This window comes from Streptomyces bottropensis ATCC 25435, assembly GCF_000383595.1.
Classification (GTDB): Bacteria; Actinomycetota; Actinomycetes; order Streptomycetales; family Streptomycetaceae; genus Streptomyces; species Streptomyces bottropensis.
Genome location: NZ_KB911581.1, coordinates 8,188,105 through 8,211,239 on the forward strand (window position 1 = coordinate 8,188,105; position 23,135 = coordinate 8,211,239).

At 70.0% G+C, this 23,135-nt stretch carries 14 protein-coding genes and 1 tRNA gene; 3 read left to right on the plus strand and 12 right to left on the minus strand.

Annotation, left to right across the window (positions count from 1 at the left end; all coding sequences use genetic code 11):
• Window positions 1-98 precede the first annotated feature (98 nt).
• The 5 genes from STRBO_RS0136165 to STRBO_RS0136185 form a co-directional block, all read right to left on the minus strand.
• A complete protein-coding gene (locus tag STRBO_RS0136165) occupies window positions 99-1,409 on the minus strand; it encodes a hypothetical protein (RefSeq protein WP_028797048.1) in 1,311 nt (436 codons plus the stop codon).
• Between the two features lie 144 nt (window positions 1,410-1,553).
• Complete coding sequence (locus STRBO_RS0136170) at window positions 1,554-4,751, minus strand: type I restriction endonuclease subunit R (RefSeq protein WP_005485933.1); 3,198 nt, start codon at window positions 4,749-4,751, stop codon at window positions 1,554-1,556.
• Between the two features lie 2 nt (window positions 4,752-4,753).
• Window positions 4,754-5,977 (minus strand): restriction endonuclease subunit S, encoded by a 1,224-nt coding sequence (locus STRBO_RS42430; RefSeq protein WP_078531645.1) that lies wholly within the window; start codon window positions 5,975-5,977, stop codon window positions 4,754-4,756.
• Window positions 5,974-7,983 carry a type I restriction-modification system subunit M gene (locus tag STRBO_RS0136180; protein WP_005485936.1) on the minus strand — a complete coding sequence of 670 codons (2,010 nt, stop codon included), beginning with the start codon at window positions 7,981-7,983 and terminating at the stop codon, window positions 5,974-5,976. Before STRBO_RS0136180 ends, STRBO_RS42430 begins: the two co-directional genes overlap by 4 nt.
• A 90-nt stretch (window positions 7,984-8,073) precedes the next feature.
• On the minus strand, window positions 8,074-10,299 hold the full coding sequence (locus STRBO_RS0136185) for an N-6 DNA methylase (protein WP_005485937.1): 2,226 nt from the start codon (window positions 10,297-10,299) through the stop codon (window positions 8,074-8,076).
• Between the two features lie 344 nt (window positions 10,300-10,643).
• Here STRBO_RS0136185 and STRBO_RS0136190 point away from each other — a divergent pair, with 344 nt between their 5' ends.
• From STRBO_RS0136190 to STRBO_RS0136200, 3 genes are all read left to right on the plus strand, one after another.
• Window positions 10,644-13,109, plus strand: a complete 2,466-nt coding sequence (locus STRBO_RS0136190) for an AAA family ATPase (RefSeq protein WP_005485939.1) — start codon at window positions 10,644-10,646, stop codon at window positions 13,107-13,109.
• Window positions 13,109-13,477: a hypothetical protein gene (locus STRBO_RS0136195; RefSeq protein ID WP_020115635.1), complete on the plus strand. Its 369-nt coding sequence runs from the start codon at window positions 13,109-13,111 to the stop codon at window positions 13,475-13,477. The genes STRBO_RS0136190 and STRBO_RS0136195 overlap by 1 nt, the downstream gene beginning before the upstream one ends.
• A gap of 92 nt (window positions 13,478-13,569) precedes the next feature.
• Window positions 13,570-16,974 carry a HelD family protein gene (locus tag STRBO_RS0136200; RefSeq protein ID WP_005485941.1) on the plus strand — a complete coding sequence of 1,135 codons (3,405 nt, stop codon included), beginning with the start codon at window positions 13,570-13,572 and terminating at the stop codon, window positions 16,972-16,974.
• Between the two features lie 365 nt (window positions 16,975-17,339).
• Here the strand turns inward: STRBO_RS0136200 and STRBO_RS0136205 are convergent.
• The 7 genes from STRBO_RS0136205 to galU all read right to left on the minus strand — a co-directional run bounded on the left by STRBO_RS0136205 (window position 17,340) and on the right by galU (window position 23,114).
• Window positions 17,340-17,413 (minus strand) — tRNA-Ala (locus STRBO_RS0136205).
• 124 nt (window positions 17,414-17,537) lie between these two features.
• Entirely contained in the window at window positions 17,538-18,908 is a 1,371-nt protein-coding gene (gene sepX, locus STRBO_RS0136210) for a divisome protein SepX/GlpR (protein ID WP_005485942.1), read from the minus strand.
• A 222-nt stretch (window positions 18,909-19,130) separates the two neighbouring features.
• On the minus strand, window positions 19,131-19,772 hold the full coding sequence (locus STRBO_RS0136215; protein WP_005485943.1) for a GNAT family N-acetyltransferase: 642 nt from the start codon (window positions 19,770-19,772) through the stop codon (window positions 19,131-19,133).
• A 17-nt stretch (window positions 19,773-19,789) separates the two neighbouring features.
• A complete protein-coding gene (locus tag STRBO_RS0136220; protein ID WP_005485944.1) occupies window positions 19,790-20,320 on the minus strand; it encodes a MogA/MoaB family molybdenum cofactor biosynthesis protein in 531 nt (176 codons plus the stop codon).
• Entirely contained in the window at window positions 20,317-20,799 is a 483-nt protein-coding gene (moaC, locus tag STRBO_RS0136225) for a cyclic pyranopterin monophosphate synthase MoaC (RefSeq protein WP_005485947.1), read from the minus strand. Before moaC ends, STRBO_RS0136220 begins: the two co-directional genes overlap by 4 nt.
• Window positions 20,800-20,883: 84 nt before the next feature.
• Window positions 20,884-22,206, minus strand: a complete 1,323-nt coding sequence (gene glp / locus STRBO_RS0136230) for a molybdotransferase-like divisome protein Glp (RefSeq protein WP_005485948.1) — start codon at window positions 22,204-22,206, stop codon at window positions 20,884-20,886.
• A 5-nt stretch (window positions 22,207-22,211) separates the two neighbouring features.
• Window positions 22,212-23,114, minus strand: coding sequence for a UTP--glucose-1-phosphate uridylyltransferase GalU (gene galU / locus STRBO_RS0136235; RefSeq protein ID WP_020115636.1), 903 nt, complete (start codon window positions 23,112-23,114; stop codon window positions 22,212-22,214).
• Window positions 23,115-23,135: the final 21 nt, after the last annotated feature.

Consider the following 23,135-nt stretch of genomic DNA (forward strand, 5'->3'; position numbering starts at 1 on the left):
CCGTACATGCGTAAGCCCCTTGGTGGCCCAGTTCTACATGCGGCTGGGCCACACCACCGCCCGCGACGCGAACGCGGGCTGTGCGAGCGCGCCTGTGCCTACACGGGCAGCGCGGGGAACACGACCACCGAGCCGTCCTTGTTGCGGGCAATCTCAACCGCCACGTCTGTCGTACGGCTGTTGACCGTGATGCCGTCGCCCAGCTTGTGAATCCGGTATGCCGCGCGCATCAGGCGTTCGACTTCATTGGTCGTGAAGACGGGGCGCAAACCGTTCGGGCGTGCCAGCTCCAGTGCCGACAGGCGTACCAGCACACCGGCGATGCTCGACTCCAGTTCGTCGAGGCGCTGCTGATCGCGTTTGAGTGCGCGGGTGAAGTTCTCGAACGGATTGCCGGGGTCGCTCTGGGCGTGCTCGACGGCTTGGAGGACGACGACCCGCCGCTTCAGCGCGATAGCCAGGGAAGCGAGTTCGAGGTGGGTGCGGAACATACCGCCATGGTCGTCGACGCCGGGGAACGACTTGGTCAACGTGCCGAGTTCGACGGCCTCGCCCTCGGGTAGCTTGTCGAGCGAGCTCTGCCATCGGGCAAGGCGGCCGTCGGCTTTGCCCAGCGCCGTGTTGATGGCATGCACCGCCGAGTCGAGTCCCAGCGAGAGACCGAGCTTGCCCTGGTCGAGCAGAATGGAAGTGGCTTTGTCGATGGCGTCGCGGCAGCCGTCGAGTTCGCTGCGCTCGTCGTCGAGCTTCTCCTCCTGAAGCTGCTCCAGCAGTTCCGTGATGTGTTCGATGGCCTGCTGGCGCTTGCGGTCGGCGTGCGCGCTCACCCCCACCGCCACGGCCATGAGCACAAGCGGCGCGGCGACGGTGAGCGCCGCACTGCCGCCGACCGCGACGCCGGCTGTTGCACCGGCTCCACCTGCTGCGCCCGCAGTGGCCGCTCCACCGACCGGCACGAACCTCGCGCCACCGGCAATTTTGCCCGCTGTGTCCACGAGCGGACCGCGGATGCCACCGGCCACGCCTTTCGCCGTCATCGGGCGAATGATGCCCTGCCCGAGCTGGGCGGCGACCTTCGCCGGGACCACCATGCGATACAGACTCTCGCCGGAAGCGGTCGCTCTGGCCGCCGTAAGGGAACTTCGCGTCGATTGCGTGATGAACTGGGACAGGTGCTGCGCCAGGGGACTCCCGGCGTCGAGCGGGATGCCACGGCCACGGTCGACCTTGTCGGGCAGCGGATGTGCCTCAAGTGTGACGATCGGCTCGTCGGCCAGGACGGCCAGCACTCCTCGCAGTTCAGCCAGGCGCTCAGCCGTCATCGACTCGCCCGCGGTCAACCCTGGCACCCGGACGTCACCGGTTGCCAGCGTCCACACCGGAACGATTCCCTTGCGGTCGTCACTCATCGTCTCCCCTTGATTTCCAACAACAGCCCATGGCTGACGTCCGACAAAAATCGGCATGAACCTCGTGTACCTACGGCCGTCAGGCCGCAGACGAATCGAGGCCGGAGGGCGCCCCGGTCGGCACATCCAGCCGGGGCGTACGCATCAGACGTCGTCCAGGCCCTCCTCGCGGCGGATCATCCGCCAGGCGGCCTTGCGGGCGCTGCGGTCCAGGCTGGACTTGAAGCCCTTGTCCGGGCCGAAGTACTGGCGGCCCATGCCCGCGATGGTGTCGATGTGGTCGGCCATCTTGTCCGCGAAGACGTTGTCGAAGACGAGCCCGAAGTTGTCCTCGTCGTTGACGACGGCCGCCGCCCGCACCTTCGGGTCGGCCTTGGCCTCCTCGAAGGGCCGGATGACGTCCTGCTCGGTGAACTCGGTGCCGAAGCGCTCGTTAAACTTGTCGATCAACTGCGAGAGCAGCGACTTCTCCGCTTCCTTCGCTCCGCCCGAGCCGTCGCCGAAGCCCTGCATCGTCGTCGGCCCCTCGGCGGTGAGGGAGACGTCGTACTCGCCGGTCTTCTCCACCCGCATATGGCTGAGGTCGACCTCGCCTATGTCCACGCCGCCGTCCGCCCGGCGCGGCAGTCGGTTGAGGAGGTAGCGGCCGTAGAGGTGCAGCCGCTCCAGCTCGGCATCCTGGTAGGGGACGATCTGCGCGAGGAAGCCGTACTTCCTGACGTAGTCGTTGAGGTCGGCGCGGAAGCCCTCCGCCGTCTCCTGGTCGTCCTCGTCCTCGCTCTCCAACAGGGGCGTGAAGCGGGCGACCGCAGGGGACAGCAGCCGGTACAACTCGGCATGCAGCTTCTCCCACTTGGACTGTGAGCCTGCAGCCTTCTCCTTGGCGGCGAAGTACGCGGCGGCGAACTCGTCCATCTCCTGCCCGGACAGGATCGCCGCCTGCATGACCCGGCTCTGCGCGGTGTAGAGCAGGTTGGGGTCGGAGGGGAGGGTGTGCGCCTCCTCGAAGTACGGGCGAAAGGACTCCTGTATGTCCTCGGCGTCGTTGACGAAGTCCAGGACCGCCAGGTCGGCTTGGGTCTTGCGCTCGGCGGTCCGGTTCAGCCGGGACAGCGTCTGAACGGCGGAGATGCCGGTCAGTGTCTTGTTGACGTACATCGTGGTGAGGAGCGGCTGGTCGAAGCCGGTCTGGTACTTCTCCGCCACGACAAGGATCTTGTACTCGCGCTGGCCCGGACCGCCGGCTCGGGCGGCCTTGTCGTCGGCACGCGTGTACGCGAACGCCTTCGGCAGCGCGCTCTCCGACAGCCCGCCGTTCTCCTTCGGCTCGGTGGTCTCCTCGCCGTCGACGGTGAGCGAGCCGGAGAAGGCGACGAGGACACCCAGGTCGGGGTACTTGGTGTCGTAGTCCCGGTCCTTGATGTAGCTCTTGATCGCGCGCGCCATCTGCACGGCGGACTGCCGCGAGGCCGTCACCACCATCGACTTGGCCCGCCCACCGAGGCGGCCCCGACTGTGCGAGACGAAGTGCTCCACGATCACCTGGGCGTGCTGGGCGACCGTCGAGTCGTGGGTCAGCGCGTACCGGGCGAGCAGGCCGTTCGCCTTCGACGGGTCGACCTCCCGCTCGTCGGGGTTCTGGTTCACCAGCTTCCAGTACGTGTTGTACGTGACGTAGTTGCGCAGGGGGTCGAGGATGAAGCCCTCCTCGATCGCCTGCCGCATGGAGTACGTGTGGAAGGGCCGGTAGGTCGCCTTGCCATCGATGTCCTGGAGCGTGCCGAAGAGTTCCAGGGTCTTGGCCTTCGGCGTGGCGGTGAACGCGAAGTAGGAGAGGTTCGCGGCGCGGGAACGCTGCTCGGCCCTCTTCTTGAGTTGCTCGTCGAGGGTTGCTGCTGCCGGGGCCTTGACCGTGGTCGCGCCCGCGTCGTCCGAGTCGGAGTCCAGGCCGAGGTCGCGCAGGGCGGCCCGTACGGCGGTGGCGGCGTCACCGGACTGGGAGGAGTGGGCCTCGTCCACGACGATCGCAAAGCTGCTGCCCCGGATCTCGGTGGGGTTGCGCTCGATGTACGAGATCAGCGCAGGGAACGAGTGCAGGGTGACGGTGACGATCTTCCCGGTGTCGCGGGAGAGAGCCTTGGCGAGCTGCTCGCCCTTCGCCCCGTGCTTCTCGTCGATCTTCACGACGAGGCCTGCGGTCTGCTCGAAGTTGCCGACCGTTTCCCGGAGTTGGGCGTCCAGGTTGCGGCGGTCGGTGATGACGATGACCTTGTCGAAGACCGGCCCGCCCGGCTTGAGGCCCTTGGCGAGGGCCTCGGGGTCGAGTTCGCGCGGGTCGGTCGGGGTGTGCAGGTCGCTGAGGCGGTGCGCGAGCCAGCCGATGGTGTTCGACTTGCCCGAGCCGGCCGAGGCCATGACCAGGTAGTCGTGTCCCGCGCCATGGGTGGCGGCGTGCGCGGTGAGCTTCTTGACCGCGTCCCACTGCTGGAAACGGGGGAAGACCATCGTCTTGGTGCTGCCACCGCCGGGCGTCTTGGTCTTCTGCAGGTGCACGAACCTCTGGAGCAGGTCCAGCCAGTTGTCCGGCTGCCAGACCTGCTCCCAAAGGTACGAGGTCGCGTACGTGCCGTAGGCGGTCGGGGCCGGGTTGCCTGCGCCGCCCGGCTGGCCGGGGCCGTCGGAGCCGGTGTTGAACGGGAGGAAGCGGGTGTTCTTGCCCTTGAGCTGGGTGGCGACGAAGACCAGGTCCGGGTCGACGGCGAAGTTCGCGACGACCCGGCGCGTGAAGATCAGCTCGGTGGGGTCGCGGTCGGTGCGGTACTGCTCCTTGGCCTGCTCCACCCCCTGCTTGGTGAGCGGGTTCTTCAACTCGGCCGTGGCGACGGGAATTCCGTTGAGGAAGAGGGCGAGGTCGAGCCGGTTGCCATAGTCGGCCTGCTTGGTCGCGTACTCGAGTTCGCGGACGACGGTGAGACGGTTGGCTCGGTAGCCGTCCAGCACGGAGTCGTGGGCGACGAGGTTCGGCTTGAAGTACGCGACGCGGAGGAGGACGCCTCGGTCCTTGACGCCGTTGCGGAGGACATCGAGGAGCCCGTTGGTGGCGATGGCCTGGTCCAGGCGAGTGGCGAACCCGCGCTGCGCCTCGTTCGGGTCGCCGCCGTAGACGGTGAGCAGCTCGCTCCACTCGTCGGGCTGGGTCGCCCCGATGAAGGTAAACAACTCGTTGGTGTCCAGGCCGAGATCGGCTTGGTAGTCCTGCGGGCGCGCCTCGCGCCAGCCGCGCTCGACCATGGCGGCGACGATGGCTTCACCGAAGGCGGACTCCGTGTGGATGGGGCTCATGGCTACGCGGTCACTCCGTCCGTTACGTTGCGTCCGCTGGCGGTGGATACGTCGAACTGGCCGGTTACGGCGGCGGTGATCAGGGCTTGGCGGTGCTCACTCAATAGCGAGCCCTTACGCTTCACTCGATCAACGACTTGGTCAATCTCTTGGCGGCGTGCTGAAATGCGGTCGACACGGTCTTCCTGCTCGTGGAGAGACACATCAGGTACCCGAAGTTCCCGAATCACTCCAAGAGGGAGCCCCGGTTGAGCGGCCGCGGTGACCGAGATCCGCATCTGATCTTGCAGCCCGGTAGAACGCAAGACAAAAGCAAGCCATTCACTGGAATAATCGGGAAGCGGACGAAGAAGTGCCACATTCCGATCCAGCACGGATCGCGGGAATCCTGTTGGCGCTATAGCACACGCGCCGATTGTACCCTTGACTGAAAGGAGGACATCGCCAGCCATCATTCGAAGGGACTTCTCCAGAAGTTTGGCATCGTCTTCGCTTACGTGAGTATCCAGATCCGTTAGTCGAAGCTCACCGCTGGACACGTTGCGTGCTGTAAGCAGCGGGACGCCCAAGTCGACCCGAGGAGGTGGCTGGTGCGTACCGTCACGCAAAACTGAGAGCTTCCAGAAGAGCTTGGTCAACGATCTGGACGACGCGTCGACCTCGTGATCAATGACCGCCTGGCGACGCTCGCTGAGCAGCCCAAGAAGCTTCTGGCCGTCCTTGTCCAAACGGTCGATGCGGGCGGTTTCGGCGTCGAGGAAGTCGGCGATGCGGCGCTGCTCCTCCGTCGATGGCAGCCACATTCCAATCTCGCCCAGCTCTTCTGCGTTCAGGTGAGGTTGGGCTGCCCTGGTACTTGCCAACTTGATTTGATCGAGAGCGACTGTACTCAGCAGCGCGTAGGCTGCAAAGCGTGAGTCCACCGTATGTGGCGTCACGCGCAGGTCGTAGCCTGGAGCGCTGCCAACCCACTCACTGGTGATACGCGCCGAATCGCCGGTGTACGCCCCGCTTCGGACGACCAGGATTTCTCCCTCGTGCAGCAGAGGGGCTCGATCCAAAGGCAGGTCCTGAAGATTAGCGCGCAGCAGGTTTTCGGCGCTGATCTTTCCTCGGAACACGTTGGTTGCCCGAATGATCGGGATGCCCTCCTCCGAGAGTGGGGGCGGCTGGCCCAATCCGTAACGGATTCGAGCCACCCTCTTGAGTGGAACGAACCCGGTCACTCGGTCACCTCACCAAGCAGCGCCTGAATCTCCGCCTCCAGAGACTTCAGCTCTGCATCGATCTCCGCCAACGGCCTCGGCGGCTTGTAAACATAAAAGTGCCGCGTGAACGGAATCTCGTAGCCGACCTTCGTCTTCGTATGGTCGATCCACGCGTCCGGGACGTGCGGCAGCACTTCGCGCTTCAGGTACTCCTCGACGTCCTCACCCAGCGGCACGTTCTCGTAGTCCCGCAGGTCCGAATCCGGCTCCGCCGCACCCTTGACCCTCTGGACCTCGCCCTCCGGATCCCGGACCCCGATCGCCTCCCGTACCGCCTTCGCGAACGGCGCTCCCGAGGGCCATGTCAGCCCGGCCGCGACCACCGCGTCCTTGAGCGCGATGAAAGCGTCGGACTTGGTCGCCCAGGACGAGCCGAGCAGCGTGCGCACCGCCGCGACGAACTCCTCACTCCGCTCCAGCCTCGCCACCGGCTTGGCCTCCGCCAGTGCCGCCAGCGTCTCCTCCGTCACCTCGAAGCGGAGCTTCAACGGCCGCTCCACTGTGATGCGCTGGTAGCCGAAGTCCTCGTTCGCGAAGACCTTGACCTTGCCGTGCAGCGGGTGTTCGGGGTCCTTGGCGACCTGGACGGCCTCCGCGTACAGCCGGGTGATGTCCCCGATGTGGTCGGGGCGGCCGTTCGTCCCGTCACCCAGTTCCTTGCGCTTGTCGCCGAGTGACTTGCGCATCTTCTGCCACTGGTCGCGCGCGTCGAGCAGGACGACCTTGCCCTTGTGGTCCTTGTCCTTACGGTTCGTCAGGATCCAGAAGTACGTCGAGATGCCGGTGTTGTAGAAGAGCTGGTCCGGGAGGGCGACGATCGCCTCCAGCCAGTCGTTCTCCAGGATCCAGCGGCGGATGTTGGACTCGCCGGACTCGGCCGCGCCCGTGAACAGCGGGGAGCCGTTGAAGACGATGGCGATGCGGGAGCCGCCCCCGCCGTTCACGTCCACCGGCTTCATCTTCGAGATCATGTGCTGGAGGAAGAGGAGCGAGCCGTCGTTGATGCGCGGCAGGCCCGCGCCGAAGCGGCCGGCGTCGCCGAGCGACTTGTGCTCGTACTCGACCTCCTCCTTGACCTTCTTCCACTCCACGCCGAACGGCGGGTTGGCAAGGAGGTAGTCGAACTTGCGGCGGGCGTGGCCGTCGTCGGAGAAGGAGTTGCCGAAGCGGATGTTCTCCGGGTCCTGGCCCTTGATCATGAGGTCGGACCGGCAGATCGCCCAGGACTCGGGGTTGAGCTCCTGCCCGTACACCTCGACCGTCGCGTCCGGGTTGAGGGCCTTGATGCGGTCGTCGGCGGCGCTGAGCATGCCGCCCGTGCCGCACGCGGGGTCCATGACCGTGCGGACGACACCCGGCACGGTGAGGGCGTCCGCGTCGGGCGCCACCAGCAGGTTGACCATCAGCTTGATGACCTCGCGCGGGGTGAAGTGCTCACCCGCGGTCTCGTTCGACTGCTCGGCGAAGCGGCGGATCAACTCCTCGAAGATGTAACCCATGTTGTGGTTGGGCACGACGTCGGGGTGCAGGTCCAGGTCGGTGAACCTGCCGATGACCTGGTAGAGCAGGTTCGCGCTGTCGAGCTTCCTGACCTGCTGGTTGAACTCGTACTTGTCGAGGACCTCACGGGCGTTCTCGGAGAAGGCGCCGACGTAGATCTGCAGGTTCTTCGCCGCGTTCTGCGGGTCGGCCCCGATCTTCCGCAGCGTGAGGTCGCTCTTGTTGTAGAAGGAGTTGCCGGAAGCCTTGCGCAGGAAGTGGTCGGTGTCGATGTCCTGGCCCGCGAACCTGGCGACGGTCTCGACGACCTTCTCGCGCGTCGGCTCCAGGACGCACTCCAGGCGGCGCAGCACGGTGAACGGCAGGATGACCTTGCCGTAGTCGGACTGCTTGTAGTCGCCGCGCAGGAGATCGGCGACGGACCAGGCGTGGTTCGCCAACTCCGTGTGCTTACTGCTGTTCAAGAGGTCCCGGCTTCCTTCCGAAGAGCGCCGTCCGGGCGGGGGACGGCAGGTATCCAGTGTGGTCGTGTGCGGTGGGACGCGTGGGGCGTTTCAGGCAGAACGGCTGTCCGGGGTGCCCGACGTATCCAGGCTGCCCAGGGTGTCCGGTGGCAGGAGTACGCCGGCGGTGAGGCCGGTGGTGAGGGTGGCCGCAGTATCGGCGGCGAGGTCAGCGGTTCGACGGACGGCGGCGCGCAGCTCGTACACGCGTCGGAAGGCCTCCCCGTAGCGCCGCTGTTCCTCCAAGGGCAGCAGCGGGACGCGCAGGCGGCCCGGTGTGACGTGCACGAGGCTGCTGCCGGTGGAGGCCGAGGCGATGTTGTCCTCGGCGCCGAGGAACCCGGCCAGGAACCACGGGTCGAGGCGGGCCGGGTCGGGGCGCAGGAGGTGGATGTGCTGGCCGAGCAGGGCTCCGGCGTCCCGGTCGTCCGCGACCCGGGTCATCGCGGATCCGTCGCCGCCCCCCGCGAGGGCGCGTACGAGCACGTCCCCGGCGGCGAGGGGTTGCGCCGCGTCGGCGTGGAGGTCGACAGCCCGGCCGGACGGAGGGTTTCCGGCAGAGATGTCCCGGGCGGTGAGGACCGGCCGGTCCACGGTGGGGGCGGCGGGGCCCTTGGAGCCTCGGGTGCCGGGTGTCGCCGCCCGCAGCACGGTCAGGGCCCCGCCCCGCGCCAGGTCGGAGACAGTCGCCGTACGCCACTCGCGGGCCGTGGCCCCGGACGACTGCCCCCCGCCGAACACGGAGGCGGCTGCCAAGGCGGCGACCTGCTCTGCCAGTTGCTCGTGCAGTTCGTGGACGCGCCGAGTCAGGGCGCCCGGGTCGATGTCGCCCGCGGTCGCCCGGACATGGCGGGCCGGGGTGACGTCGACGACGTCGTCGAGGAGGTCGACGATCGGCACCGCGCGGGCGACGCCGGGCTCGTCGGCATAGGTGTCGGGGGCGGTGGTGAACGCGGCCCACTGGCCGAGAACCCGGTCGGTCAGCCCCGCCCACTCGAAGGAGGAGGCAGAGGCGGGAGCAGAGGAGGAGGCGGAAGCCGGGGAACCTGCTCGGCGGGGGCGTGAGCCGCCACTGGTACCGGCGCCGGCCGTGTCGGTGGCGGACGGCGTGCCCGTGGCGCCGTCCCGCTGCTCGCCCTCCCCGTCGACGAACAGCACCGTCGTACGGTCCGTGCCGCCCGGCTCGGGGCGTTGGAACACCCAGATCTGCAGGCCGATGTGGAGTGGATACGCGGCACGCGCCGGAAGGGAGACGACGGCGCGCAGGGCCCCGCCGCGGACGAGTTCCGCGCGGACGCGGCGGCCGGAGGAGCGGAAGGCCAGCGCGGGAGGCAGCAGCATGACGGCGTGGCCGCCCGGCTCCAGGTGTGCGAGGGCGTGCTGCACCCAGGCCAGTTCGGATTCGAGGCGAGGCGGGAGTCCGTACGCCCATCTCGGGTCGTAGGCCAGCTCGTCGTGACCCCAGTCGCGGTCGGCGAACGGCGGGTTGCACAGGACGGCGTCCACGGTGAGGTCGGGGAAGGCGTCGGCGCGCAGGCTGTCGCCGACGCGGATCGCCGTCTCGGCCTCGGGTGCGGCGATCAGCAGCCGGACCGCGGTGCGCCGGCCCTGGACGGGGAGCGAGTCCTGCCCGAACAGCTCCCGCGCGCCCTGGCGTGCGGCGGCGGCCAGGAGCGTGCCGCTGCCGCAGGCGGGGTCGAGGACGCGGGACACGTCGGCGGGCAGGAGCCGTGCCATGAGCCGGGCCAGGCCCTCCGGGGTCTGGTAGACACCGCTGGCGGCGCCCTCGTCCAGTTCGCGTTCGGCGAGGACGTCGAGGGCGGCCTGGGCCCCCGCCTCACGGACGCAGCCCAGCAGCGCGCGGACCGCGCCCGCGTCGTCCGGGCCGTAGTGGACCGGCTCGGCTTCGGGCACGGTGGCCGGGAGCTCGCCCGCGGCCTTCTCCGCTCGGGCGAGCAGCTGGTCGTCGGGCACGGCGGCGAGTTCGGCCAGCTCCTCCCGCGTGCGGCGGGACGCGGCAGCCACCAGCGGGAAGAGTCGCGCGGCCACCCCCGAGCCGGGTCCCAGCAGCCGTAGCGCCGTCCGCAGTTCCTCGGTCGGGGAGGCGGCGGAGGTGTGACCGCGGCCACGCAGCCATGCCTGGACGGCCGCCAGGTCGTAGAGCGGGCTGGCTTCCGTGCCTGCGCTGGGCGCGGGGAAATCGTCGTGGCGGCGGCGCCAGTTGCTGACGGTGGCGCGTGTGACCCCTGCGATGCGGGAGATCTCGGCGGCTGTCACGTGTGCGGAGGGCGCCGGTCGGGCTGGTGGCTGCTGGGGCATGGCGTGGAGTTCCGCACCTCTCGGGCCAGTCGGACAGGGACGGTTAACACGTTACAACAGCCGTCAAGTTCGTCAAGCTGTTTGACAGTGCTTTCATAGACATGCTTATCTGGTCACGCTTCCGATGGGAAGCATGCGCCGTGACTCCGCAACCGCACCGTGAAGCGTCCTGGCGCCGTACCGCGCCACGCATCCGATCTCTCCCGGTCCCTTTTCTCCGCGACGCCATACCTCGGGGCCGTCCACTCCGCGTCCATTCCGCACCGCAGTCGCCACCCACCGCACACACGGGAGGAACCCGCATGACCATGACGGAACAGCCCCGGCAGAACGCACACCACCCCACCGACCCCGCCCGTCCGGCCCCGTCCGACCAGCCCGTGCCCGTGGCCGGTCTGGTGGGGGCCCGCCTGGCGGAGGATGCGCTCAGCGAGCCCGTGAAGGTGCTCTTGAAGGAGGCCCTGGGCGACGGCGAGCCCCGGGGGACCTCCCCTGTCGGCCGGATCTACCTCGACTCCGTCGCCGTCGCCCGGTTCCGTGGCATCGGACCGCGCGCCTGGCTGAAGCTCAGCCCCAGACCCGGTGTGAACCTGGTCGTGGGTCGCAACGGCTCCGGCAAGTCCAGCATCGCCGAGGGCATCGAGACAGCCTTCACCGGCGTGAACATGCGCTGGCAGGGGCAGCACGCGATGCGCAGCAGCAACTGGCGCAACCTCCACGACACCGACGGCAGGCCGGAGATCGAGGTCAAGCTCGCCATCGAGGGTGACACCGGCCGCAGCACCCTCACCCGCACTTGGGAGGGCGACGACTTCGACGCCTCCCAGGCCGAGCTCAGGCGCCCCGGGCACGGCCGCGCCCCCCTCGACCAGGCGGACTGGAAGCAGGCCCTGCGGGATTTCCGGCCCTTCCTGTCGTACGTCGACCTCGACCGCATGATCAGTGGCAAGCCCTCCGAGATGTACGACGCCATCGCCACCATCCTGGGCCTCGGGCAGCTCAGCGCCGCCGACGGCCGGCTCCGCCAGGAGGCCAAGACGCTCGAAGACGCGGACAAGGCGGCGAAGGCGGAGCTGCCGGGCCTCAAGGAGGCGCTGTACGGGTTGGAGGACGACGAGCGCGCGGTGCAGGCACTCGTCGCCGTCGACACGGCGGGAACGCCCGACTTCGCGACCGTCGAAGCCCTGGTCGCCGGTCTGCCCACCGACACGGACGATGGCCTGCTTGCCGGACTGCGCGCCGAGGCAGAGGTGCAGGGACCCGAGATGGCGCAGGTCCACGCGGCCCTGGACCGTCTGCGCAATGCCCTCGCCGATATCGAGGACCTGCGCGGCACCGGCACCGAGGACGCCCTGCGGCGTGCGGAACTCCTCGATCGGGCTGTGGCGCACCACGACCGTCACCCCGACGCGGCCGCCTGCCCCGTGTGCGGGACCGACGGGATACTGGACGCGGCATGGGCCGCGGACGCCATCGCCCAGATCGCCGCACTGCGGCAGGAGGCGGAGGCAGCAGCGGGCGCGCGCAGCGAACTCCGGTCGGCCGCGCGGGCCGTGCAGGACCTCGTCCACACGCCTCGACAGATCCCCACCGCCCTGGCCGACCCGTGGCGCGCCTGGACCGCCTGCCGGACGATCAGTGATCCCGGCGAGCTCGCCCAGCGCGCCCACGAGGCCGCCGCGCCCCTGGCCGATGCCTGCGCCGCGGTCAAGGAGAACGCCGTCAGGGAACTGGAGAAGCGGGACGAACGCTGGCGCGGGCTCGTCACCCGCCTGGCGGGCTGGGCGGAGAGGGCCCGTGCCGTGGAGGCGAACAAGCCCCGGCTGCGGGACATCAGGAAGGCGAGCACCTGGATCAAGGCGCTGGCCGCCGAGTTGCGGGAACAGCGGATGGAAGGCTTCTCCGACCAGTCGCAGCGCATCTGGGAGCGGCTCCGCCAGGAGAGCAACATCGATCTCAGGCCCGTGAGCCTGAAGGGCAGCGAGAAGGCCACTGTCCGCAAGCTCGTCATGGATGTCACCGTCGACGGCCATGAGGCCTCGGCTCTCGGCGTCATGAGCCAGGGCGAGCAGCACTCCCTCGCGCTGTCCCTGTTCCTGCCCCGGGCCGCCACCGCCGACAGCCCGTTCGGCTTCATCGTCATCGACGACCCCGTGCAGTCCATGGACCCTGCCAAGGTCAACGGACTCGCCCAGGTCCTGCACGAGCTCGGCGAACACCGGCAGGTCGTCGTCTTCACCCACGACACCCGGCTCCAGCGGGCGTTCACCAGTCAGGGTCTGCCCGTGACGGTGTTCGAGGTCGAGCGGGCCAAGTCGTCCAAGGTGAAGGTGAAGCCGGTGACAGACCCGGTACGGCAGGCACTCGACGACGCGCGGGCCCTCGCCAGTACCAGTGACCTGCCGTCGGCGGCACGGACCCACGTGCTGCCCAGCCTGTGCCGTATCGCCCTGGAGAACGCCTTCCTCGAAGCCGCCTGGATCCGGCATCACCGCTCCGGCGCGCCCGAGGACGAGCTGCAGGCCGCCGTCGGCAGCGCCGACAAGCTCATGAAGGTCGCGGCACTGGCCCTGTTCGGCGACGCCGGCCGGACCGGCGACGTCTACCGCGAACTGCGCGCCCTTTGCGGACCGCGTGCGGTGGACCTCCTCAAGGAGTGCCAGAACGGCTCCCACGCCACGGGAGCGCAGATCACCGACCCCCACCGCTTCGTGGACGACATCGAGACCATGGCGCAGAAGGTGCGCAAGCCGGGGGTGACCGCGTGATGAACACTCCCACCACCTCGGTCGAGGAGCTCCTGCTGACGGCAGATCAGCTGCTTGCCGCCCGTACGGGCGCCACGGCCGCCGGCCGGCACCGCGGAGCCTCCCTTGCTCTGCGGACCGCCCTGGAGCTCTCCATCGACCGCGTGCTCGACGCCGCGGTGCCAGGGCTCGCCGACACCACGATGCGGGCCAAGATGCTGTGCCTCCACTGCTACACCGCGGCGGAGACCGCTCGCCGCACCAACGCCGTCTGGTCGCACCTCTGCCTGGGATGCCACTACCACCAGTACGAGATCGGCCCCACGCACGACCAGGTTCGCGCCTGGCGGGCGGAGGTCGGCGAGCTGGTCGGGACGTTGACCATCTGACTGGTTGTTACCAGCAGGTCTCTGATAGTTATTTCGACGGGCCGGGCGTATGCCCGTCGCAGCGCCCTCCGGGGCGCTGCAAGGGGAGGGGTATGTACATCGACACCACCACGCGCGACAAGATCATCGCCGTCGAGCAGAAGGCGGTGGACCGCGCCTACGACTGCTATGCCGCGCGGCTGGCCGAAATGACCGGGGGCTCGGTCGCCATGGCCTCTGCCAGCGGCAAGGACAGCGTCGCCAACCGGATCGTGGCCGAGGAGCGTGCCGCGGCATACGACGGGCTCGGCAGCGAGTCGCTGGTCATCAGCCGCGTCGACGCGCCTGACGAGGACGAGCCGGGTAGGGGGCCCAAGACCTGGTACGTCGGCCGGCGTGCCGTTTCCGACGTCCGTACCCGCGACACCGTCGTCGTACTGTGGACCAGCCGGCTGGCCAGGAAGTGGTTCGAGGCGCTGCCCGACGCCCCGGGCGAGGTGCTCCTGCGGCGGCAACTGCGCTGTGTACAGCGTGTCGTCGAGGACTACTTCGACGAGATCACTGCCGCCGCCCCCGTCCCGCAGCCACGGCCGGCGGCAGAGGACGCCCAGCGGGAGGCCCGGCCCACGGAGCCGGCCGCCGTCACGCAGAAGGGGGAAGCACCAAGTCCGCCCGTCCCGACCCCCTCCGACATCGCCCGCATCCAGCGCCAGAAGCCGCTGCAGCCCGACGACTTCCTCCTGCGTGAACTCCAGCGCTCGCGCAGCGGCAGCATGCGGGACATCGTCGAGACCATCCGCCGCGACCAGATGGATCTGGTCACCGGTTCACCCTCCGACATCCTCGTCGTGCAGGGCGGTCCGGGCACCGGCAAGTCCGCGGTCGGCCTGCACCGCGTGACGTGGCTGGTCAACAACAACCACTTCACGGCCCAGGACATTCTCGTCGTCGGCCCTCACCAGCGGTTCCTCGACTACGTCGGTCAGGTCCTGCCCACCCTCGGCACCCGCGACGTCAACGCCGTACAGCTGACCCGCCTGTGGGACGGCGAGATCCTCGGCGCCGACACCCCGCAGGCGCGGCTGGTGAAGTCCGACGAGCGCATGGCGGCCGTCCTGAGGCGGCGGGTCGAGAACGAGTGCCGCCCCGAGGCCCTCGACACACTCACCAGCGCCGCCTCCTACGAGGGCGACGAAGCGGCGTTCGCCGTCACCGCAGGAAGCACGACCCTGCGCATCCCGCGTTCCGAGCTCCTCGCCCTCCTCGACGAGGCCCGCGGTGGCGACGGTGCCTACCGTGATCGGCGCGACCGCTTCCGCAGCCTGCTCGTCGACCGCCTTCTGCGGGAACTCATGGCCGTCGCCCCGCGCCGCCGCAGCGACGACACCATCCGCCGCGACCTGGAACGCAATCGCCGAGTCGAACGCCTCATCGAACGCGTCTGGCCGTCACCGGGCGCCAGGGAAGCGCTCCGGGGCCTCTACGACTCACCGGAACTGCTGCGCACATGCGCCGACGGCATCCTCGCCGACGAGGAGCAGGCCGCCCTGCACCGCCCCCGGGCGGCCACCGCCGCCGACGACCCCTGGACCCTCGACGACCGCGTCTGCCTGGAAGAACTCCGGTACCTCATCACCGGGGAAACCCCACGGCGCTACGGACACATCGTCGTCGACGAGGCGCAGGACCTCACCCCCATGCAGGCCCGCTCGCTGCGCCGCCGTTGCGCGGTGAACGGCTCCATGACGATCCTCGGCGACCTCGCCCAGGCCACCGGGCCCCACACGTACGCGGACTGGGACCGCCTCGGCGCCCTCCTCTCCGACCACGGCGACTGGCACGTCGCCCAGCTGAACACGAGCTACCGCGTGCCCGCCGAGATCATGGAGTTCGTCGCACCCCTGGCCCGTGCGGTCGCACCGGCACTGCCCTACCCGCAGGCCGTTCGAGAAGCCGGCGAGGACGCCGTACGAACCGTGCCGACCGAGCCGTGGAAGCTGCTCGGCGACACCGTCGCCCAGGCCATCCGCCTGGTGGGCACGAGCGACGGGCACACCCTGCGCTCGGTGGCCGTCATCGTCCCCGACGACTCGGGCTGGCTAGACGAGATCAGCCGCCACCTGGATCAGAGTGCCGACATCACCGGCCAGAGCCGCGAGGCGGTGTCCGTACTGGCCGCCGCCCAGGCCAAGGGCATGGAGTACGACCATGTCCTCGTCGTCGAACCCACCACCATCGCCGATCGCGGCCCGGCGGGCCTGCGCCAGCTCTACATCGCCCTCACCCGCAGCACGCAAAGCCTGACCGTGCTGCACACCGCCCCGCTCCCGGAGAGCCTCACGAACACCGACGACACCGGCGAACCGCCACCCGCCGAAGCCGAAGCCGGCTCAACACCGGGTGAGGTCCCCGAGATCGGGGCCGACATCCGGGTCCGGGTCACCGGCCCTGGGCCCGGCGGCCGATACAAGGTCAAGGCCCTGTCTCCCGCCATCGACCGCACGCTGGTCCTGACCGTCCGGCACGGCTCGGTCTCCCCGCGTCCGGGCGAGGTCCTGGACTGCTGGGTGTTCGCCAACGAGACGAACCAGAGCGTGCTCACAGCCGACCAGCGGGGCCGCCAGCCCATCTCCCCCAGGATGGCGGAACGCTACGTGGCGGCGCTCGGCGTTCTCGACGAACTGACCGACAGTGGCGGCGGCACTGTTCCGGAGGATGCCCGCAACCGCCTCTCCGAGCTACAGGGCATGGCCAACCGTGTCCTCCGCCGCGACCAGGCGGACTGGGTGGACGTACGGCGCGTGCTCGGTTCCCCGGACCGGGACCGGCTGAGCGTGCTGCGCGACCTCGCGGCAAGCACGAACCGCGCGCTCAAGGACGGGGCACCGGACGTGAGTCGGCTCCGGGAGAGCCTTGCGAGTTCGGGCTGGGCACAGTCCCTGGCCGAAGCACGGGAAACGCTCAAGGCGCGCCTTGCCGTTGCGGCCGAACCGGACTTCGAGTACACCCCCGCCACCGCTGCGCATCAACCCGAGCAGAAGGAAACCGAACCCGTGACCGCCGTCGACGATGTTCCCGCCACACAGACAGCGACAACGAAGGAGGGTTTCCTCCGCGCGCTGGAGACGTCGGCGGCTGCCGACCGTACATGCAGGAAGCACGAGGCTGTGCGCCACGCGCTGAAGTCGGCCCTGTTGTGGTCGGACCTGCAGCCGGCCGACTCCTCGGTCGTCGACGTCAGCTGCGCCACCAGCGAGGGCCTGTTCGTCTACGAGGTCCTGGGAGCCGGCCGCTCCACGTACGAGGACCTTCGCTCCGGAGCGACCCGCCTCCTCGAGATCAACCACACGCTGCCCGACCCGGCCGCCGGCCTCTACCTGGTCCTGTGCGAACCGCCTGTAGAAGAGTGGTCGGCCGACACCGTCCACGACGTATTTGGCGTCCACGTCCTGTGGCGCACCCCGGACAGCTGGGGTGGCCTCGCCACGGCGACCGCACTGGGCCTCGGCCGGCAATAACGCCGTCCGCCATGCGCCCGCGAATCGCCAGTGGGGCCCGGGCGCGTGGGCCCGGGTGAGTGTCATCCAGCGCGGCACCAACGCCGCAGCCGACCCATGTCTCGCACGGGCGAACGGCAGCCTTTTCACGGCACCAGAACCCATGTACTGCCGGGTGGCCGACTTCACCCCGAACAGATCACGGCCGCCACCGCCCGAAGAACCGCTCCGCATTGGGGAGTTGGCACGGCCCGCTGAGCGCCCGACACCACTACCGACCCCGTACAGCCCAAAGACCCGAAACTCAACGGCTCACCGGCCCGTACCGGCGGAAACGAAGAACCCCGATCCGTTTCGGGATCGGGGTTCTGACGTCGTTACCTGGGTGGACCTGTGGGGATTTGAACCCCAGACCCCCTCGATGCGAACGAGGTGCGCTACCAGACTGCGCCACAGGCCCTTGCAACGAGTGAAACTCTAGCATCCCGATCGCAGTGCTCGGAAATCCGTATCCGAGAGGCCGCCGGGCGGCCTGCGGCCGGCTCCTGGCTGGTCAGCGGAGTGGGAGATCCGGGGCCGCGTGATCACTCGTTGGCCGCTCGGGGGCGGTCGCCGTCCTCGTACTGGTCGAAGAGCGGCGTGCGCCCCCGCTCGCGGGAGCGGCGCGCGGACGCGGCCCGGCGGGCGTCGGAGCGGCCACCGTCGGGGGCGTCACCCGCCTCGCCCGCGCCGGCGTCCTGCGCCCCCTCCCCGCCGTCACGCTCCCCCTCCGGCTCACGCCCGGGGGCGGGCGCGGAGTGGGACGGGGCGCCCGAGGAGCCGTGCGGGTCGGCCGCGCTGGAGCGCGCGGAGCTCCACGCGTCCGGGGCACCGAGGTCGACGCCGGAGGTGGCCCGGGGTGCGACCGGCGCGGTGACGTACGTCGGGAGCGGCACGGGGACGGGGTCCCAGCTGTCGCCCTGGCCGGGCCGCCGCTGGCGCTCGCGCTGCTGGTCGACCCATTCGGCGTGGTCGGTCTGCTCGACGAGTGCGCGGCGGTCGGCCGCGAGGGCGGTCAGCTCGGCCCTGCTCTCCTCGTTCTCGGGTCCGTCCTCCGGCTCGTCGGTGTCCACCGGGTCCGGTGCGGGGCGCCGCCGCTGGGGCTGCCGCTCCCGCAGTCGCTGCGCCGCCACCTCGGCCTGGCGCCGGTCCATCGTGTACGCGAACCGCTTCAGCTCATGGCGGCGCAGGTGCGCGATGTACGTGCTCAGCAGCACCGCCGGTACGGCCGGCGCCCACAGGAAGGCGAGTCCGCCGACCGCCGCGACGATCGCGCCGAGCGAGAAGGCGAGGAAGAGCAGCACCGTCGTACGCCGTCGGCGCGCGAGCACCTTCGAGCGCTGGGCCCGCGCCTTGGCCTCCGCCGAGTTGGCCCGGCGCGCGGCCGCCGTCTGCTGGTCCGCATACTGCTTGTCCGGCCGCTGCTGGTCCGCACGCTGCTGGTCCGCACGCTTCGCGCGCGCGGGAGCCGGCGGGTGAGGCGCCCCCTGCTTGGCCTGCGGCGCCCCGCCCTGCTGGGGCAACGGCTTCGACTGTGCCGGAGCGGGCGCCTGCGCCGCCGGTTTCCCCGGCTGCTGGGGCTGCTGTCCCTGCTGCGCCGACTCACCTCGCTCCGCCGGCAATCGGGCCTTCGTGTGCTCCCGGTGCGGGGGCATGGCGAAGGCCCGGACGTCCACCGAGTCGGTGACGCCGTCCGGTTCGGCGCTGGGCTCCCCCTCTTCGGTGGAGCGCGCCCGCAGGTCCTTGGCGTATCGGCGCTCCATCCCCGCCCGGCCGGAAAGCAGCCGGATGGCGGTGCTGAAGCGTTCCGTCGGACGGGCTTCGTTCAGCTCGTCCTGCCTACGGAGCCACATCGGCACCAAGTAGGCGGCCCAGGCCCCGACGATGACTGCGTAGATGAGGCCGCTGCTGCTCACGACTCACACGGTAGAGGGGTTTGCGTGAGGCCATCCGCCAATTGAGCCGGTGTGTCGCACGATCCGGCTGATATTTCGAGCTTTTTTTGTGACCGATCCGATCAGCGGGCCACCGAGAGCACGAAATTAACGTGCTGAGAACGTCCCGAGAACGTCCCGACTCGTTCAAGCCGATCGTCGACCGATCGCCGCCGGGGCATTTTCTTCGAACACTTATTTCATTTATTGAGGAGCTCCGGGCTTACCGGCGTCGGAAGCGGCGTTCCGCGCGTTCCGCGTCCGTTCCCGCTGCCAGCGGCCGAGCAGCCCCTCGGGGACCTCCTCCGCGGTGAGCGCGAAGACGAGATGGTCGCGCCAGGCTCCGTCGATGTGAAGATATCGTGGACGAAGACCTTCCTCCCGGAATCCGAGTTTCTCCACCACCCGTCGGCTCGGCCGATTCTCGGGCCGAATGCAGACCTCGACGCGGTGCAGTCCGACGGTCCGGAAGCAGTGGTCCACGACGAGCGCGACGGCCGTCGGCATCACCCCGCGACCGGCCACCGACTCGTCGACCCAGTAGCCGACATGGCCGGAGCACATGGAGCCCCAGGTGATCCCGGCGACCGTCAACTGCCCGACCAGCCGCCCCTGGTACTCGATCACGAACGGCAGCATCCGGCCCGCGTTGGCCTCCGCCCGCAGATGGCGGACCATCTGACGGTACGTCGGCCGGTGCGCGACGGGCCCGCTGGGCGTGGGCGGCGGGATGGTCGCCTCCCAGGGCCGCAGCCAGTCCCGGTTGCGCCGGTTCACCTCGCGCCAGGCCCGCTGGTCACGCATCTTTATGGGCCGGAGAACGACCTCGCCGTCCACCAGCGCCACGGGCCAGGATGGGGTGTTCAGCTCGCACCCCCGTGGCCGGTTCTCGGGTGGTCCCCGCCGCGGAGCTGGTCGACGGCGTGGGTGAGCAGGGGTTCCAGCACGGCCAGGCCGTCCCGGACGCCGCCGGTCGAGCCGGGCAGGTTGACGATCAGGGTCCGGCCCGCGACTCCCGCGAGGCCCCGGGAGAGCGCCGCCGTCGGCACCTTGTCCCGGCCGTACGCCCTGATGGCCTCGGGGATGCCCGGCACCTCGTGGTCGAGGACCGCGCGGGTGGCCTCGGGGGTGCGGTCGGTGGGCGAGACGCCGGTCCCGCCGGTCGTCACGATCACGTCGTACCCGGCGGCGACACCGGCCCGCAGCGCGGCCTCCACGGGGTCGCCGTCCGGCACGACCTGAGGGCCGTCGACGGTGAAGCCGAAGCGCGTGAGCCCCTCGGCGATCAGGGGCCCGCCCCGGTCCTCGTAGACGCCGGCGGAGGCGCGGTTGGAGGCGGTCACGACCAGCGCGCGGTACGGCGCGGACCGGGTGCCGTCGGTGGGCGGCGTCATGTCCGGCTCCAGTCGCCCGACTTGCCGCCCGTCTTCTCCTCGACGCGGACGTCCGTGATGACCGCGCCCTTGTCGACCGCCTTGACCATGTCGATCACCGTGAGGGCGGCGACGGAGACCGCGGTGAGGGCCTCCATCTCGACGCCCGTACGGTCGGTGGTCTTCACGGTGGCGAGGATCTCCACGGCGTCGTCCGCGACCGACAGGTCGACCTTGACGCCCGACACCGCGAGCGGGTGGCAGAGCGGGATCAGGTCCGGCGTACGTTTGGCGCCCATGATCCCGGCGATGCGCGCGGTGGCGAGGGCGTCGCCCTTGGGCACCCCCTCGCCGCGCAGCAGTTCGACCACTTTCGGCGAGACCAGGACCCGGCCGCTGGCGCGGGCGGTGCGCGCTGTCACGTCCTTCCCGGAGACGTCGACCATGCGGGCGGCGCCCGCCTCGTCGATGTGGGTCAGTCGGTCCTGCGGCGTACTCATGGTGGTGTGACGCTCCCGGTCGGGGCCCGTCGCGGTGCGGCGCGCGCTCGGTTGTGCGCGACACGGTACGCCACCCCCGACGGTTCAGCCGAGCAGGACGACCTCGACCTCCGCGGCGGGCTCGACCGACGCGGTGTCCTCGGGGATCACGATCAGCGCGTCGGCGTGCGCGAGGGCCGCGACGAGGTGCGATCCGGCGCCCCCGACGGGCGTGACCTCGCCGTCGGCGTACGTCCCGCGCAGATACTGGCGGCGTCCCGCGGGCGAGGTCAGCGCCTTGGGGGCGCGGAGGGTCGCCGTGGTCGTCCGGCGGTGGACGTCGGGCAGGCCCATCAGGGCGCGGATGGCGGGCCGGACGAAGATCTCGAAGGAGACGTACGACGACACCGGGTTGCCGGGCAGGGCGAGCAGCGGGGTGTGGTCGGGCCCGATGGTGCCGAAGCCCTGGGGTTTGCCGGGCTGCATGGCGAGCTTGCGGAAGTCGATGCCGGCGCCCTCCTCGTCCTCGTCGCCGACGGACTCCAGGGCCTCCTTGACGACGTCGTACGCACCCACGCTGACCCCGCCGGTGGTGACGACCAGGTCGGCGCGGACGAGCTGGTCCTCGATGGTGGAGCGGAGGGTCTCGGCGTCGTCGGCGACGGCGCCGACGCGGTAGGCGATCGCGCCCGCGTCCCGCGCGGCGGCGGTGAGGGCGAAGCTGTTGGAGTCGTAGATCTGGCCGGTGGCCGGGGTCTCGCCCGGCGGGACCAGTTCGCTGCCGGTGGAGAGCACCACCACGCGCGGGCGCGGGTGGACGCGTACCGAGGCGCGGCCGATGGCGGCCAGCAGTCCGATCTGCGGCGGGCCGAGGATCGTCCCCGCGGCCAGGGCGCGCTCACCGGCCTTCACGTCGCTGCCCTGCGCGCGTACGTGGGCGCGTGCCTCGGCGGCGCGGTGCACGGCGACCTGGCCGGTGGCGCCCTCGGGGTTCGCGCTGCGGGCGCGCATCCCCAGGACGGGTCCCTCGCCGAGGCCGCCGTCGGTCCACTCCACCGGGACGACCGCCTCCGCGCCGGGCGGCAGCGGGGCGCCGGTCATGATGCGGGCGGCCTCGCCGGGGCCGACCCGGGGTGGCTCGGCCTGGCCCGCCGCGACGTCCCCGATCACCGTGAGCACGGCCGGGAACTCCTCGCTCGCGCCCGCGACGTCCGCGACCCGTACCGCGTACCCGTCCATCGAGCTGTTGTCGAACGGCGGCAGTGACACCGGCACCGTGACGTCCTCGACCAGGACACAGCCCTGGGCGTCGAGGAGTTGCAGCTCGATGGGTTCCAGGGGGCGGACGGTGGCGAGGATGTCCTCCAGGTGCTCGGTCACCGACCAGAGGTGGTCCGGGTCGGTGGCGCGGGTCGCGGCGGTGCTCAATGTGACTACATCTCCTCGGCTACGTAACTGCGGAGCCAGGTCCGGAACTCCGGCCCCAGGTCCTCACGTTCGCATGCGAGTCTGACAATGGCACGCAAGTAGTCGCCACGGTCACCGGTGTCATAGCGGCGGCCCTTGAAGACGACGCCGTGCACGGGGCCGCCGACCTTCTCGTCGGCTGCCAGCTGCTGGAGGGCGTCGGTGAGCTGGATCTCGCCGCCGCGGCCCGGCTCGGTGCGGCGCAGCACGTCGAAGATCTGCGGGGCGAGGACGTACCGGCCGATGATCGCGTAGTTCGACGGGGCGTCGGCCGCCTCCGGCTTCTCGACCATGCCCGTGACCTTGACGACGTCGCCGTCCTGCGTGGCCTCGACGGCGGCGCATCCGTAGAGGTGGATCTGCTCCGGCGCGACCTCCATGAGCGCGATGACGCTGCCGCCGTTCTCCTCCTGGACCTCGACCATGCGCTTCAGAAGGGGGTCGCGGGGGTCGATCAGGTCGTCGCCGAGGAGGACGGCGAAGGGTTCGTCGCCCACGTGCGGGGCGGCGCACAGGACGGCGTGGCCGAGGCCCTTGGGGTCGCCCTGGCGGACGTAGTGCATGGTCGCGAGGTCGCTGGACTCCTGGACCTTGGCGAGCCGGTGGGCGTCGCCCTTCTTCTGGAGGGCCGACTCCAGCTCGTAGTTGCGGTCGAAGTGGTCCTCAAGGGGGCGCTTGTTCCGGCCGGTGATCATCAGGACGTCGTCGAGACCCGCCGACGCGGCCTCCTCCACCACGTACTGGATCGCCGGCTTGTCGACCACCGGCAGCATCTCCTTGGGGGTCGCCTTGGTGGCCGGCAGGAACCGGGTTCCCAGACCCGCGGCGGGGATGACAGCCTTGCTGATCCTGGGGTTCGCCTCACTCATGGGCGGAACCATATCCGGTGC

Excerpts from the sequence above, each read along its gene's own strand:
- STRBO_RS0136165 (WP_028797048.1), bottom strand. The coding sequence starts at position 1,409 with ATGAGTGACGACCGCAAGGGAATCGTTCCGGTGTGGACGCTGGCAACC.
- STRBO_RS0136170 (WP_005485933.1), bottom strand. The coding sequence starts at position 4,751 with ATGAGCCCCATCCACACGGAGTCCGCCTTCGGTGAAGCCATCGTCGCC.
- STRBO_RS0136190 (WP_005485939.1), top strand. The coding sequence starts at position 10,644 with ATGACCATGACGGAACAGCCCCGGCAGAACGCACACCACCCCACCGAC.
- STRBO_RS0136195 (WP_020115635.1), top strand. The coding sequence starts at position 13,109 with ATGAACACTCCCACCACCTCGGTCGAGGAGCTCCTGCTGACGGCAGAT.
- STRBO_RS0136200 (WP_005485941.1), top strand. The coding sequence starts at position 13,570 with ATGTACATCGACACCACCACGCGCGACAAGATCATCGCCGTCGAGCAG.
- STRBO_RS0136220 (WP_005485944.1), bottom strand. The coding sequence starts at position 20,320 with ATGACGCCGCCCACCGACGGCACCCGGTCCGCGCCGTACCGCGCGCTG.
- moaC (WP_005485947.1), bottom strand. The coding sequence starts at position 20,799 with ATGAGTACGCCGCAGGACCGACTGACCCACATCGACGAGGCGGGCGCC.
- galU (WP_020115636.1), bottom strand. The coding sequence starts at position 23,114 with ATGAGTGAGGCGAACCCCAGGATCAGCAAGGCTGTCATCCCCGCCGCG.